Source organism: Streptomyces griseus (genome assembly GCF_900460065.1).
In the GTDB taxonomy this organism is placed as follows: Bacteria; Actinomycetota; Actinomycetes; order Streptomycetales; family Streptomycetaceae; genus Streptomyces; species Streptomyces griseus.
This window is the reverse complement of record NZ_UAVD01000010.1, coordinates 103,939-117,654: the sequence shown is the minus strand read 5'-3', so window position 1 is coordinate 117,654 and position 13,716 is coordinate 103,939. Positions and strand designations below refer to the sequence as shown.

Annotated in this window: 13 protein-coding genes; 9 read left to right on the top strand and 4 right to left on the bottom strand. The window is 70.5% G+C overall.

Annotated elements, in window-relative coordinates; translation table 11 throughout:
• Positions 1-40: 40 nt before the first annotated feature.
• On the bottom strand, positions 41-820 hold the full coding sequence (locus tag DTB53_RS06045) for an inositol monophosphatase family protein (protein ID WP_003970231.1): 780 nt from the start codon (positions 818-820) through the stop codon (positions 41-43).
• 132 nt (positions 821-952) lie between these two features.
• Here DTB53_RS06045 and DTB53_RS06040 point away from each other — a divergent pair, with 132 nt between their 5' ends.
• From DTB53_RS06040 to DTB53_RS06030, 3 genes are read left to right on the top strand one after another with little or no spacing between them, the layout of a single operon-like run.
• Positions 953-1,876: a phosphotransferase gene (locus DTB53_RS06040; RefSeq protein ID WP_012381616.1), complete on the top strand. Its 924-nt coding sequence runs from the start codon at positions 953-955 to the stop codon at positions 1,874-1,876.
• Entirely contained in the window at positions 1,873-2,925 is a 1,053-nt protein-coding gene (locus DTB53_RS06035) for a hypothetical protein (RefSeq protein WP_003970233.1), read from the top strand. Before DTB53_RS06040 ends, DTB53_RS06035 begins: the two co-directional genes overlap by 4 nt.
• Before the next feature lie 42 nt (positions 2,926-2,967).
• Positions 2,968-3,570 (top strand): dTDP-4-dehydrorhamnose 3,5-epimerase family protein, encoded by a 603-nt coding sequence (locus DTB53_RS06030; protein WP_003970234.1) that lies wholly within the window; start codon positions 2,968-2,970, stop codon positions 3,568-3,570.
• A gap of 31 nt (positions 3,571-3,601) precedes the next feature.
• Here the strand turns inward: DTB53_RS06030 and rfbD are convergent, their stop codons facing one another.
• The 3 genes from rfbD to DTB53_RS06015 form a co-directional block, all read right to left on the bottom strand.
• A complete protein-coding gene (gene rfbD, locus DTB53_RS06025; protein ID WP_012381617.1) occupies positions 3,602-4,516 on the bottom strand; it encodes a dTDP-4-dehydrorhamnose reductase in 915 nt (304 codons plus the stop codon).
• A gap of 56 nt (positions 4,517-4,572) precedes the next feature.
• Positions 4,573-5,562: a dTDP-glucose 4,6-dehydratase gene (rfbB, locus tag DTB53_RS06020; protein ID WP_003970236.1), complete on the bottom strand. Its 990-nt coding sequence runs from the start codon at positions 5,560-5,562 to the stop codon at positions 4,573-4,575.
• A gap of 86 nt (positions 5,563-5,648) precedes the next feature.
• The gene (locus tag DTB53_RS06015; RefSeq protein ID WP_012381618.1) at positions 5,649-6,716 is read right to left on the bottom strand and encodes a glucose-1-phosphate thymidylyltransferase; all 1,068 of its coding nucleotides are present in this window, start codon (positions 6,714-6,716) and stop codon (positions 5,649-5,651) included.
• A gap of 622 nt (positions 6,717-7,338) precedes the next feature.
• Between DTB53_RS06015 and DTB53_RS06010 the strand changes: the two genes are divergently transcribed.
• From DTB53_RS06010 to strH, 6 genes are all read left to right on the top strand, one after another.
• Positions 7,339-8,175: a ParB/RepB/Spo0J family partition protein gene (locus tag DTB53_RS06010; protein WP_443732284.1), complete on the top strand. Its 837-nt coding sequence runs from the start codon at positions 7,339-7,341 to the stop codon at positions 8,173-8,175.
• A 234-nt stretch (positions 8,176-8,409) separates the two neighbouring features.
• Positions 8,410-9,333, top strand: a complete 924-nt coding sequence (locus DTB53_RS06005; protein ID WP_003970239.1) for an aminoglycoside O-phosphotransferase APH(6)-Ia — start codon at positions 8,410-8,412, stop codon at positions 9,331-9,333.
• A 490-nt stretch (positions 9,334-9,823) separates the two neighbouring features.
• A complete protein-coding gene (locus DTB53_RS06000) occupies positions 9,824-10,870 on the top strand; it encodes an inosamine-phosphate amidinotransferase (RefSeq protein ID WP_012381620.1) in 1,047 nt (348 codons plus the stop codon).
• Positions 10,871-10,913: 43 nt separating this feature from the next.
• Positions 10,914-11,759, top strand: coding sequence for a glycosyltransferase (locus DTB53_RS05995; protein ID WP_003970241.1), 846 nt, complete (start codon positions 10,914-10,916; stop codon positions 11,757-11,759).
• Positions 11,760-11,768: 9 nt separating this feature from the next.
• The gene (locus tag DTB53_RS05990; protein ID WP_003970242.1) at positions 11,769-12,368 is read left to right on the top strand and encodes a streptomycin biosynthesis protein StrG; all 600 of its coding nucleotides are present in this window, start codon (positions 11,769-11,771) and stop codon (positions 12,366-12,368) included.
• A 161-nt stretch (positions 12,369-12,529) separates the two neighbouring features.
• A complete protein-coding gene (gene strH / locus DTB53_RS05985) occupies positions 12,530-13,684 on the top strand; it encodes a dTDP-dihydrostreptose--streptidine-6-phosphate dihydrostreptosyltransferase (RefSeq protein ID WP_012381621.1) in 1,155 nt (384 codons plus the stop codon).
• Positions 13,685-13,716 lie beyond the last annotated feature (32 nt).

The window sequence follows — 13,716 nt, the reverse complement described above, 5'->3', positions numbered from 1 at the left end:
AGCCGACCCCGGGCCTCCGCGGCCACGGCTCCGGAGGGCGTCAGGCACCCACGTCGCGCAGCAACCCGGCCAGTCCGTCCGCGACACCGTCCGCCGCGTACACCAGCCAGCGCTCGTCCAGCCTGCCGCCCCCGCGCAGGTCGTCGACGCGCCCGCCGGCCTCGTGCACCAGCAGGGCGGCCGGAGCCCGGTCCCACACATGGCCGCCCTCGTCGATCACCGCATCGACCCGGCCCTCCAGCAGATCCCCGACCAGACACACCGACGACTCGACCCAGCGCATCCGGTCGCGCACCGGCTCGACGGGGGAGTCCGGCATCAGGAACCCGCCCACCCGCGCCGCCTCCAACGGCAGGGGGGCCGACGGGATGCGGAGCGGGCGGGCCGCCGACAGCGGCTCGCCCCGCACGGAGGTGAACGCGCCCCGCCCCCGCACCGCCCACCACCTGGACCGCTCGGTGGGCCGGCTCAGCACGGCCGTACGCAGCTCCTCGTCGACCTCCAGCGCCACATGGGTGCCCCAGCCGCGCTCCCCGGCCAGAAAGGGGATCGTGCCGTCGATGGGGTCCAGGATCCAACGGCGCCGGGAGGACCGCGTCCCGAGCGAGCCGCTCTCCTCGGTCAGCACCGCGTCGCCGGGGCGCTCCGCCGCCAGCACGGCCAACAGGGCCTTCTCCACGGCGAGGTCGGCTTCGCTGACCGGGCTGCCGTCGCTCTTGTGCCGTACGGCCGGAGCGCCTCCGAAGAACTCCCACGCCAACGTGTCGGCTATTTCCGCCAGTCGGTGCGCAAGGCGCACATCACTGTCATTGTCCGTCATCGCTCCACCATATCCGCGGGCTGTTGTCCGAGGGTTCTCCACGCGTGTCCGGCCGGGAACCGAGCGACTTCCGGATAATCCCTTCGAAGGCTCAAGGTGTTAGCCTCTGGCATGCTCTTGGAGAATAGGCTCGTGGAACGCCGGAGCATCATCCGGCTCGTTGAAGAAAACTTCCGGGATCATTTTCCGAGCGACCAGGAATTACCTGGTCTGGAGTTCTTCCCGCTCGGCGAGGACAGTTGGTCGTACCGTTGCGGACCGCTGTGGATCAGCGTCCGGCGCGATCTGGACGGCCACTTTCCCGGGGCCTACGAAGTGTCGCTGCTGCTGAGCGAGAGCGGGAAGGGCTACGTGCTCGCCCCCCTCCCCGGGCGGAACGGCCGGGTGGTGCACCGGATAGCGGACTTCCCCGTCGTCGTCTTCCCCTACGTGGAGAGCGCCACCACCCCGCCCGCCCCTCCGACCCAGGAACAAATCGACCTGCTCATCGCCCGGTTGGGCGAGGTGCACGCGTTCGAGCCGCCCGCCTCCCGGCCCGTCGACGTGCCCACCGAGGACTTCCGGTTCCCCTTCGAGAACGATCTCGACAAGGCGGTGCAGGCCGCACTGAACGGCGATGCCGCGGCGGGCGGACCCTACGCCGGCCTGCTGGCCGAGCGGGTGGACCGCTGCCAGGGGTTCCTGGCCGAGCTGCGGGAGGAGGCCACCCGTGTCGCCGGCGAGTGCGCTGCCCGCTGGCGCGGTGAACGTCCGGCGCTGACGCACGGCGACCCCAGCCTCGCCAACGTCCTGTTCACGAAGGGCGTCGACATCATCGACTGGGGCGGGGCGATGTGGGCTCCGCCGGAGCGGGACTGGGCCGCCCTCCAGCGCGTCTTCGGCACTGCCCCGAGGAGCCGCCCCGAGTTCCTGCGGTTCTACGAACTCCGCTGGCACCTGGCCGAGATCGCCGAGTACGCGACGCGGTTCACCGGACCCCACACGGGGGACGCCGACGACGACGCCATGTGGGAGCGACTGACGCGGTATCTGCCGGAGCCGAGAGGCGCGTCATGAGCCTCGTCGGGGTCCACAACGAGTGGGACCCGTTGGAGGAGGTCGTCGTCGGCACCGCGCTCGGCGCCCGTGTGCCGGTCCCCGACCGGAGCCTGCTGGCGGTCGAGTACGCCGAGTACGCCGGGCCGGGGCGTTGGCAGGAGGTTCCCACGGGCCCCTACCCCGACCGGGCGCTCAAGGAGACCGAGGACGAACTGGAGGAGCTGTGCGAGGAGTTGCGCGGCCTGGGGGTGACGGTCCGCAGACCCGGGGCCCGCGACAGCGCCGCCCCGGTGCGCACCCCCGACTGGGAGAGCGACGGCTACGGCGACCTCTGCCCCCGGGACGGACTGCTCGTCGTGGGCGACACCGTCATCGAGGCCCCCATGGCCCTGCGCGCACGGTTCCTGGAGTCGCTGGCGTACAAGGAACTGCTGGTGGAGTACCTCGCCGCCGGCAGCCGGTGGATCTCGGCGCCCAAACCCCGGCTGGCGGAGGGGATGTACGATCCGTCCGCGCCGTCCGGCGAGCGACTGCGCGACCTGGAGCCGGTGTTCGACGCGGCCAACGTGCTGCGGCTGGGCACCGATCTCCTGTATCTGGTGTCCGACAGCGGCAATGAACTCGGGGCCCGGTGGCTCCAATCGGCCCTGGGGGCGGCCTATACCGTCCACCCGTGCCGCGGTCTGTACTCCTCCACCCACATCGACTCCACCCTCGTCCCGCTGCGGCCCGGCCTGGTCCTGGTGAACCCGGCCAGGGTGACCGACGACAACCTTCCCGGCGTGCTGCGCACCTGGCAGCGGATCGAGTGCCCCGCCCTGGCCGGCCTCGGCTACGCGGGGGACGTGCCGCACTGCTCGACCTGGATCGGGATGAGCCTGCTGGTGGTCAGGCCGGGGCTGGTCGTCGTGGACAGCCGCCACCGGGAGCTGATGCGGGTACTGGAGCGGCACGGCGTGGACGTGCTGCCGCTGAAGCTCACCCATGCCCGGATGCTCGGCGGCGGTTTCCACGGCGTCACGCTCGACATCCGGAGAACCGGGGCCCTGGAGACGTACCGGTTCTGATCCGTCCGTACGCACGATTCCCGGAGAAGAAAGGGGGCGTCCGTGCGCCCGCTCAGTGTGCAAGGGGCCTGGCTGTCGGAAACCCGTGCGTTCGCCGACGACCGAGGCGAGTTCCAGGAGCTGTACAGCGCCCGGTCGCTGCGCGGTGCGCTCGGCTACGACCCCGGGGTCGCCCAGGTCAACCGGTCCGTCTCGCGGCGCGGGGTGCTGCGCGGGGTGCACTTCGCGCAGCTCCCGCCCAGCCAGGCCAAGTACGTCACGTGCCTCAGCGGGGCGGTGCTGGACGTGGTGGTGGACATCCGGACGGGCTCGCCCACCTACCGGGCCTGGGAGGCCGTCCGGCTGGACGACCCGCACCGCAGTCTCTACGTCGAGGCCGGGCTCGGTCACTCCTTCATGGCCCTCACCGACGACGCCGTCGTCGTCTACCTCACCTCGCAGGGGTATGCCGCCGGCCGGGAGCACGGGGTGCACCCCCTCGACCCGGACCTCGGCATCGCCTGGCCCGACGGCATCGAACCGGTGCTCTCCGAGAAGGACCGGCAGGCGCCGGGCATCGCGGAGATGGAGCGGCGCGGCCTGCTGCCGGACTACGAGGAGTGCCTGGCCTTCCGCCGCTCGCTGTGCGAGCGGGGCACGGGCTGAGCGCGCGGGGGCGCGGAGCGGCCGGGCGCGCTCAGCGCGGCCCGGGCACCGGCCGGCCGGCCGCTCCGCAGAGTGCGGGGAACGACTCCGTCAGCGCGGCCCGCCAGTGCCGCAGCGGTTCGAGTCCGGCCGCCTTCCAGCGGGACTGGTCCAGCACGCTGTACCGGGGCCGTACGGCAGGCCGGGCCAGCGCCAGACTGGTGGTGGGCCGGACCCGTGCCGGGTCGGCGCCGAGCAGGCGGAAGGTCTCCCGCGCCAGCGCGTTCCAGGTGGTCCCGCCCGTGTTGGTCGCGTGGTAGATCCCGGCCGGGGCCGTTCCCGCCAGCGCCGCCGCCCCCAGGGCCGCCAGCCGGTCCGCGAGGTCGGCGGTCCAGGTCGGCTGGCCGTGCTGGTCGTCCACGACCAGCACGGTGTCCTGCTCCGCCTCCAGCCGGATCATCTTCGCCACGAAGTTGGGGCCGCCCGCTCCGTACAGCCAAGCCGTACGGACGATGTAGCCGGTGTCCGGGAGGACCTCCAGCACCGCGCGCTCCCCGGCCCGCTTGGTGCAGCCGTACACCGTGCGCGGACCGGTCGGGTGGTCCTCCCGGTAGGGCCGTCCGCCCGAGCCGGGGAACACGTAGTCGGTGGACAGCTGGAGCAGCACGGCCCCCACGGCGCGGCACGCCTGCGCGAGATGGCGCGGGCCCTCCCCGTTCACCGCCATGGCCAGGGCCGGCTCCGACTCGGCCTCGTCGACCGCGGTCCACGCCGCGCAGTTGACCACCACCGCCGGCCGGTGCTCCGCCACGGCGGAACGCACGGCGGCGCCGTCCGTGATGTCCAGGTGGCCGCGACCGAGCGCGGTCACGGCGGCACCCCGGCGGTCCAGCAGGGGGGTGAGCTCGCGCCCCAGCATGCCGGACGCACCGGTGACGAGCCAACGCGGGCGAGGGTACGGGGACATGATGTGGGTCTCCGGGGGGTGCGTGCCGGACGGCGGGCGGGGCGGGGGCGCCCGGTTCAGGCGGGTAGCGAGCCGGCCGGGACCAGCGGCTCCCACCAGGAACGGTGCTTGTGGTACCAGGCGACGGTGGCGGCCAGCCCGTCGGCCAGGTCGACGGCCGGAGCGAAGCCGAGCTCCCGCTGGATGCGCGTGGAGTCCACGGCGTAGCGCCGGTCGTGTCCCTTGCGGTCCTCGACGTACTCCACGCTGCCCCAGTCGGCGCCGGCGGCTTCGAGCAGCAGCCCCACCAACTCCTTGTTGCTCAGCGTGGCGCCGCCGCCGATGTTGTACACCCGGCCCGCCCGGCCGCGGGTGCGGACCGCCTCGATCCCCCTCACGTGGTCGTCGACGTGCAGCCATTCCCGCACGTTCAGCCCGTCCCCGTACAGCGGCACCCGGTGCCCGTCCATCAGCAGGGTGATGAACCGGGGGATCAGCTTCTCCGGGAACTGGCGGGGCCCGTAGTTGTTGGAGCAGCGGGTCACCCGTACGTCCAGACCGTGGCTGACATGATGGGCCAGGGCGAGCAGGTCGCCGGAGGCCTTGGACGCGGAGTAGGGGCTGTTGGGCCGCAGGGGCTCGTCCTCGGTCCAGGACCCGTGCTCCAGGGAGCCGTAGACCTCGTCGGTCGACACCTGTACGAAGGACGCGACCCCGTGCCGGGTCGCCGCGTCCAACAGGGTCTGGGTGCCGTGCACATTGGTCCGCACGAAGACCGACGCGTCGAGCAGGGAGCGGTCCACATGGGATTCGGCGGCGAGGTGGACGACCTGGTCCTGTCCCGCCATCACCCGGTCGACCAGGGCGGCGTCGCAGATGTCGCCCCGCTCGAAGCGGTACCGGGGATGTCCGCGGACGGCGGCCAGGTTGTCCGGGTTGCCCGCGTAGGTGAGGGCGTCCAGTGCGGTCACCACCACGTCGGGCGGCCCGCCGGGGCCGAGCAGGGTGCGGACGTACTGGGAACCGATGAAACCGGCCGCGCCGGTGACGAGCAGATGGGTGGTCAAGGCAACAGGCTCCGCTTCTTGTCGGGAGGGATCGGATCGGTTCGACGGGAGGGGGACCGGTGGTGTCAGGTGGGGGTTCGGCGGTGTCAGGAGGAGATCTGCGCCCTGCTGTGGTCGCCGAGCACGAGCCGGTGTGCGTGAGGCACCTCGGGCGCGGAGGTCACCTGGACGTGCCTGCCGATGAGTGAGGCCTCGATGCGACGCACCCCGGAGATCGACGCACCGCGCAGCACGATGGAGAACTCGACCTCGCTGTCCTCGACGACACAGTCCTCGGCGAGGGAAGTGAAAGGTCCCACATAGGAGTTGGTGACGCGGGTGCCGGCGCCGATCACGGTCGGGCCCATCACCCGGGAGTTGCGCACCTCGGCGCCCTCCTCGACCAGGACCCGGCCGATGAGATCGCTCCGTTCGTCCACCAGGCCGTCACAGCGCGGCTCGGTCGTCTCCAGCACGAGGCGGTTCACCTCCAGCATGTCGGTCACATTGCCGGTGTCCTTCCAGTAGCCGGAGATCACGGTGGAGCGCACGTCCCGGCCGGCGTCGATCAGCCACTGGACGGCGTCGGTGATCTCCAGTTCCCCGCGCCACGAGGGCGTGATCGCCGCCACGGCCTCGTGGATCGCGGGTGAGAAGAGGTAGACGCCGACCAGAGCGAGGTCGCTCTTGGGGTGGGCCGGCTTCTCCTCCAGGCCGAGCACCTGCCCCGAGTCGCTCAGCTCGGCCACGCCGAAGGACCGGGGCTCGGGCACCCGGGTGAGCATCAGGTGCGCGTCCGGCCGGGCGGCCCGGAATTCCCTCACCGAGTCCTCGACGCCGCCCACCACAAAATTGTCGCCGAGATACATGATGAAGTCGTCCTCGCCCAGGAAATCGCGAGAAATCAGTACGCAGTGCGCGAGCCCCAGAGGTTTCGACTGCGGAATGTAGCTCACTTTCAGTCCGAATCTCGAACCATCTCCCACCGCGGCGACGATTTCGTCGGCGGTGTCGCCCACGACGATGCCGACGTCGATGATCCCGGCGGCAGCTATGGCCTCCAGCCCATAGAAAAGGACAGGTTTATTGGCGACCGGAACCAATTGTTTCGCAGACGTGTGGGTGATGGGCCTGAGGCGGGTTCCTGTGCCGCCTGCCAGTACGAGCGCTTTCATGTGGTGCTCCTCGCGTGGTCTTGGGCCGGGCCGCCGTGGGCGAGTGGTTCTTCCGAACAGTTATCGAAGAGAATCAGCCGCCGTGGCGCGATCCTGTGCATCCGTGTAAGGGGCGCTGCAAGTTGCATGTATTCGGCAATCAAACTGCGGTTTATTTTGATGGCCAGAATGAAATCGCTGACAGGCGGTGCGTGATCGGGCGCAGGCGCTGGCTGGAGGGGGCCGTTCCGGTCCTCTCCGCCCTGGAGGATGGGCCGGGCGGGGTGGCCCTCCTATTTCGAGGTCGCTTTTCGGTCATGCGGACAGCTTTACTTGGCCGTTGCCCGGATGTCCGGGTGCTACTATTCGCGAAGTGCGAAAGCATTGCTCTTTATCGCCGTGAAAGCCCGTGATTGAAGGGTGTGTAATGGAGCATATTTCAGGGAACAGCCCCGAGCAAGTCCGTGAGAGGTCGGCGGCGGTGACGGGTGCGGTCGAGGAAAGTGAACTCAAATTATCCGCCGTGACAATGGTCCCGGTCGAATCATTGCTTCCCTCCGATTCCCCGCGCAGTGCCGGCGAGGATGTCGAGCACATCCGCACGCTCGCCGCATCCGGAGCGGAATTGCCCGCTATCGTGGTCATGCCCACCACGAAGCGCGTCATCGACGGCATGCACCGACTGCGCGCCACCAAAATGCGCGGAGCCACCGAGATCGCCGTGCGGTATTTCGAAGGCGGAGAGGAAGAGGCGTTCATCTTCGCGGTGAAGTCCAACGTCACCCACGGACTGCCGCTCTCCCTCGACGACCGCAAGGCCGCGGCGACCCGTGTCCTGGAGACCCATCCGTCCTGGTCCGACCGGGCCATCGGCCTGGCGACCGGACTGTCGGCGAAGACGGTGGGGACCCTCAGGTCCTGTTCGACTGCCGGGGTTCCGCAGTCGAACGTGAGGATCGGGAGGGACGGGCGGGCCCGGCCGCTGGACCCCACCGAGGGGCGGAAGCTGGCGAGCCGGCTGCTCCAGGAGAACCCCTCGGCGTCGCTGCGTCAGATCGCCGCACAGGCCGGCGTCTCCCCGAGCACCGCCTCCGACGTCCGCAAGCGGCTGAGCCGTGGTGAGAGCCCGCTGCCCGAACGCGATCGTCAACAGGAAGTGCCGGCCGTCGCCCGGACTCCGGCCCGTGTCTCCCGGGCCGACGGGAGTTGGGCGCCGCACACCGTGGCGCTGCGCCACCTCAGCCGGGACCCGTCCGTGCGGCTCACCGAGGACGGTCGGGCGCTGCTACGTTGGCTGAACGTGGTGGCCGTGCGCAACCAGGACTGGGACCGCCTCCTGGGCAACGTCCCTCCGCACTGCGTCAAGGTCATAGCCGAGCTGGCCCGTGGCTGTGCCGACATCTGGCATCGGGTGGCGGAGGAACTGGACCAGGCCGGCATCGACGAGGCGGCGGGCCGGTCCTTGAGCGATGTCGGATGACGGCGGGAGCCGCCCGCCCGCGACGGAGTTGAGGAGCGTCGGCCGTGCACCCGACGGGGGAGCGGTGCCGTCCCGGCGCAGCCGCCGGGCACTTCAGGCCGCCCGAAGCCGCCGTGCCCGAAGCACGTGAACCACTGCATCACGCAAGGCCGCCGCGGCTTCGCCGACGGGCTCCGAGGGGCGCGTCGGCGCAGCCGCGGCGGCAGACCCATCCCATGTGTAAGGAAATTTCCCATGAGTTCGTCGGACCACATCCACGTCCCGGACGGCCTGGCCGAGTCGTACAGCAGAAGCGGTGGCGAGGAAGGGCGCGCCTGGATCGCCGGACTTCCCGCTCTCGTCGCGCGATGCGTCGACCGCTGGGAGCTGAAGAGGGACGGCGGCGTCCGCTCCGGTGAGGCCTCCCTCGTGGTGCCGGTGCTGCGTGCTGACGGCACCCGGGCGGCGCTCAAACTCCAGATGCCCCGGGAAGAGACGACGGCCGCGCTGATCGGCCTGCGAGCCTGGGGCGGGGACGGCATGGTGCGGCTGCTCGACCACGACGAGGAGAGCAGCACGATGCTGCTGGAACGCCTGGACGGTTCGCGGACGCTGGCGTCGGTCGAGGACGACGACGAGGCCATGGGCGTCCTCGCCGGGCTGCTGAACCGGCTGCACTCCGTTCCGGCACCTCCGGGGCTGCGGGGTCTGGGAGAGATCGCCGGCGCCATGGTGGAGGAAGTTCCCTCCGCTGTCGACTCGTTGGCGGATCCGGAGGACCGTAGCCGGTTGCGCGGCTGGGCGTCGGCCGTGGCCGAGCTGGTGGGCGAGCCCGGTGACCGCGTCCTGCACTGGGACCTGCACTACGAGAACGTGCTGGCCGCCGAGCGCGAACCGTGGCTGGCCATCGACCCCGAGCCGCTGGTCGGCGACCCGGGGTTCGACCTGTGGCCGGCCCTGGACACCGGTTGGGAGCGGATCGAGGCCACCGGTGACGCGCGGCGGGTGGTCCGGCGGCGCTTCGACCTGCTGACGGAAGCGCTGGAGCTGGACCGCGGGAGGGCGGCCGGGTGGACCCTGGCCCGGCTCCTGCAGAACACCCTGTGGGACATCGAGGACGGGCTGACGGCGATCGCCCCCTCCCAGATCGCCGTGGCCGAAGCGCTGGCGAAGCCCTGAACTCCTGAAGCACTGAAGCCCTGAAGCACGGAAGCGGGGGGCGGGCCGCCGAGCGGCCCGCCCCCCGCCGCACCTCCGATGCGTTCGACTGCCGATCACACGCAGTCGAACGCATCCGGCGTCCGCCGGCGGCCGTGGGCCGCCGCGGTGGACATATGCCCGAGCGAAGCGGCGCTGCTAGCCTGCGATGAGTACGGGAGAGCAGGCGACCGGTGGACCACCGGGTTCACCCTTCGCCTCCCGCCCGTCGTGATCCCCCGCGTCCAGCGGATCCGCAGCACCCCCTCGAGTACCCGCCCGGCTCAGTCCGGTGCACGCGTGTGTCCGCACCCGCCCCTGTACGCCGAGCACTGCCGAGTCGAGCCTTCGCGGCGGACCGCACCGGCTCCGGTCCGCGCTTCCGTCCGTGCCCGCCCGGCGAAGGACGGGGCCGCCGCCGTGGTCCCCACCGTCCCGGCCGTCGTCATGCCCCACCTGATGGAGGAGAGTCATGAGCCTTGTAAGCGTCCACAACGAATGGGACCCGCTGGAGGAGGTCATCGTCGGCACGGCGGTGGGCGCCCGGGTTCCCACCGCGGACCGAAGCGTCTTCGCGGTGGAGTACGCGGGGGACTACGAGAGCCAGGAGCAGATCCCCTCGGGTGCCTACCCGGACCGTGTGCTCAAGGAGACCGAAGAGGAACTCCACGTACTCGCGGCGGAGTTGACCAAGCTCGGAGTCACCGTCCGGCGCCCCGGCCCTCGCGACCACTCAGCCCTGATCAAGACCCCCGACTGGGAGACGGACGGGTTCCACGACTACTGCCCGCGCGACGGCCTGCTGTCGGTGGGGCAGACCATCATCGAGACACCGATGGCCCTCCGGTCCCGCTTCCTGGAGTCGCTCGCCTACAAGGACCTCCTGCTGGAGTACTTCGCCAGCGGATCCCGCTGGCTGTCCGCGCCCAAGCCGCGGCTGACCGACGACTCCTACGCCCCGCAGGCCCCGGCCGGCGAGCGCCTCACCGACGAGGAGCCGGTGTTCGACGCCGCCAACGTGCTGCGCTTCGGCACCGACCTGCTCTACCTGGTGTCGGACAGCGGCAACGAACTGGGCGCCAAGTGGCTCCAGTCGGCGGTCGGCGACACCTACACCGTCCACCCCTGCCGCAAGCTGTACGCCTCCACCCACGTCGACTCCACCATCGTGCCCCTGCGGCCCGGCCTCGTCCTGACCAACCCCTCACGGGTGAACGACGAGAACATGCCCGACTTCCTGCGGTCCTGGGAGAACATCACCTGCCCCGAGCTCGTGGACATCGGCTTCACCGGCGACAAGCCGCACTGCTCGGTGTGGATCGGGATGAACCTGCTGGTGGTGCGGCCCGACCTGGCCGTGGTCGACCGCCGGCAGACCGCGCTGATCCGGCTTCTGGAGAAGCACGGCATGAACGTGCTGCCCCTCCAGCTGACCCACTCGCGCACCCTCGGGGGCGGCTTCCACTGCGCGACCCTCGACGTGCGGCGCACCGGCGCCCTGGAGACGTACCAGTTCTGAGAGCGACCACTCAACTCCGTTACGGCTAGGGAGGTTGTCACACGTGATTGGCTACGGCGTCTGCGTCGGCCCCGGCACCCTGTTCGAGCGCACGTGTCTGCCGGGCATCGAGCGCGTCCGGGCACCGGGCAGCCCGGTGTTCACCATGCGCAACCAGCGTTCGCTGTTCTCCGCCTACAACGCCATGTTCGACCAGGCGGCCGCGAACTCGGACATCACCGGCCTGGTGATGCTCCACGACGACGTCGAGTTGCGGAAGAACCCCGCCGAGGTGGCGCAGTCCGTCTTCGAGGACGACTCCGTGGGCATGCTCGGCTCGGTCGGCGGATCCGACACCGTCTCGCTGGCCTGGTGGAACGAGAGGGAGACCAGGCGCGGCCGGGTCACCGACTACGACAAGGTGCACGACTACGGCTCCGACCGCTACGAGGTCGAGGCCGTGGACGACGTCATCCTGTGCGTGAACCGCTGGACCATCGAGAACATCCGCTTCCCCGAGGGGCACTACCGCGGCTTCGAGGGCCTCGGCGTCATCCTCGCCACCCTGGTGCGCGCCGCGGGCAAGCGCGTGATGGTCCAGGACCTCCAGGACGTCATGCACCACAACGACGGCCGCGGCTTCAACGGCCTCAAGGACTGGCGGCACAACGAACTGCGCTGGCACCGCGAGTTCTTCGACCTCAGCCCGGCCGAGCGGCTGGGCAACCACCTCGAACGCCTCACCATCCCCGCCGTACCGCTGCGGCTCGCCGCACGTCGGCTGGCGATGCGGGTGGGCGGGCGGTCCCACGAGGTCAGCGACGGGGAGACGGGCGACCCGGTCATCGACCGACTGGTCGGCGGATGGTACCGGCAGTGCACTCGGCTGCGCGGCCGCATGCTGGTGTGAGGAGAGCCCATGGCGAAGTACACACGACTGCGTTACGACGTGACCGAGGTTCCGCTCGCCGACCTCGTCCGGGAAGTGATGGGCGAGGAAGACCTGGAGGGCCTGGCGGCCAGCGACCGGGTCGCCACCCGGGAAACCGACCAGAGCACGCCGTACCACCGGCGCTTCTACGACAACGTCGACGTCATCTCGCCCGTCTACCGCACGCTGGTGCACCGGCTGCTCGGTGACGAGGTCGACGCCGTCTACATCCAGCGGATACCCACCTTCCGGGTCCACCTGCGCAACTCCGTCGCCGTGGGGTCCTGGCACCGCGACCGGGACTTCGGGCACGACCCCAGCGAGGTCAACTACTGGGTGCCGCTGACCAGGGCGTACGGCAACAACACCCTGTGGATCGACGAGGAGCCGGTGCACGCCGAGTACGGCGAGGTCATCGTGTTCGACGGCGCGAACTCCTGGCACGGGAACGTCGTCAACGACACCGAGACCAGCCGGGTCAGCATGGATTTCCGCACGCTGCCCCGGTCCTCCTACGAACCCAACGACAGGAAGTCGATCTCCTACGGCCTGCCCTTCCGGCTCGGGGAGTACTGGGACACCGTCTGAACCCGGGCCGGCTTCCCCCCGTACGGCGAAGGGCGGTGCGGCGTGCCCCGCCGCGCCGCCCGCGTGCCGGCGCCCGCCCCCGCGGGACGCGCATCGCGGCCTGCCCGACGGCGCGCCGACGACCACCGAGACATCGCGGCTAGCAAGGAAGTGGCCCCAGCATGGTGATGACCTCCCCGACCCGGAAACCTTCGGGCGACGTACGCCCCGACGAACCCCTGCACCACCTGGACCAGCCGTTCCGGGAGTTCCTCGACGGACTTCCGGCGGACCGCCCCCCGTGGTTCTGCTTCTTCTCGTCCGGGCTGCTGCACGTCCTCCACCACTTCCTGCGCTTCACCCCCGAGCGGTTGAACTGCGTGTTCATCTGCTCCGGACTGAGCAAGGAGGAGGCCGAGCTCCGCGACCGGATGAGCGGTGGCAGGCCCGTCTTCGACATGACGGAGCAGGTCGGCAGCCACGAGATCTTCGAGCTCCTGGTGCGCAACCTGGACCGGCCGTTCGGCATCGTCGACGTCGACTGCTTCGTCACGGAAACCGACTGGTTCGAGCGCTGCATGGACGGGTTGGAGCCGGGCGTCGCCGTCAGCGGTCCGCTCAGCTACGGTCCGATCCCGTTGGCCGCGCCCCCGTTCCTGGCCCTCGACCCGCGGGTGCGCCCCGACATCGAGCGCGCCATCGGCGGCACCGTCACACCCGCCGCGTACTCCTACACCGCTCCCGGCCCGGAGAAGGAGATCGACGGCGCGATGGTGCGGCTCATCGAACCGCATCACGAGAGGGCCCTGGCCCGGGTGGTGGCCCTGGAGGGACCGCGCCTGCCGTTTCCGCAGGGCGGCCTGGTCGACGTGCTCGACGACGGCCGGGAAGTGCGCAGCCACGAGCGCTACCACCACCTCCAGAACGGCAACGAAGTGATCCGCGTCGTCTTCGACGGCCTGATGTTCTACCAGCTGATGGCGTTGGCGGCGGGGCTGCGCATCGCCCACTTCCACAGCTTCCCCGGCACCAAGGTCTTCGCCCCCCAACTGGTCCACGCGGGCGGCATCTCGTACTGGCACCGGCTGCGGCCCAGCGAGATCGCGGCCGGCATCAACGAACTGCCCTGGGCCGCGCACGTCGACGCGCTGCTGCTGGAGGAGTTCAACAGGAGGGCGGACGTCCCCGCGAGCTACCGGACCCGCGGCACCCGCCTCGCCGCGAACCTGCGCCGGTCCATGGTCGACATGGCCGGGCTCCGCGACGAACTGCGCGCCAAGCTCGACTCGTCCGGGGTGGACGTGACCGACCCCCGATGGGCCGTCGTCCTCGGTTGAAGGCCCCGCGCGCCTCACCGCGCACAACACTA